The organism is Photobacterium sanguinicancri, assembly GCF_002265265.1.
In the GTDB taxonomy this organism is placed as follows: domain Bacteria; phylum Pseudomonadota; class Gammaproteobacteria; order Enterobacterales; family Vibrionaceae; genus Photobacterium; species Photobacterium sanguinicancri.
In genome coordinates, this window is sequence record NZ_NOIF01000448.1 from 1 (window position 1) to 471 (window position 471).

The following is a 471-nucleotide window of genomic DNA, read 5'->3' on the forward strand; positions in this document are numbered from 1 at the left end:
AGGTGAACAAGCCTATAGCTTTGATGCGCTAAACCAACTTCAATCACACCGTGTTGGCTTAGATATTCATCGTTATCAGTTTGATAGCTTTGGTAATCAGGTATCTGAATCAAGTGTGGTCGAGCAAGATCTACTATTGGCGCACAAGGATACTGCGTTTAATTATGATCGCTACGGTAACCAGATCCTCTCACGCTCCCAGAGTGCGACCCAGCATCGCCAATTCAATGGGCTTAATCAACTTGTTCAAGTTAATCATCAAGGCCGAACAAGTTTTTATGAATACGATGCGCAAGGGCGCCGTAGCCGTAAAGTGACCGAGCAAGAAACGGTTGATTTTCTGTGGGATAGTGATCAACTCGTTGGCGAATATCAGAAAGGTCAGTACCGCTGGTATATCTATGCACCGAATGATTTCACCCCACTGGCTTTGATTGATAACGGTGAAGTCTACTATTTCCACACCGATCA

Annotated in this window: 1 pseudogene; it reads left to right on the forward strand. The window is 44.6% G+C overall.

Annotated features, from left to right (window positions below):
* Positions 1-471, forward strand: a pseudogene (locus tag ASV53_RS24545) (RHS repeat-associated core domain-containing protein); the annotation flags it as partial.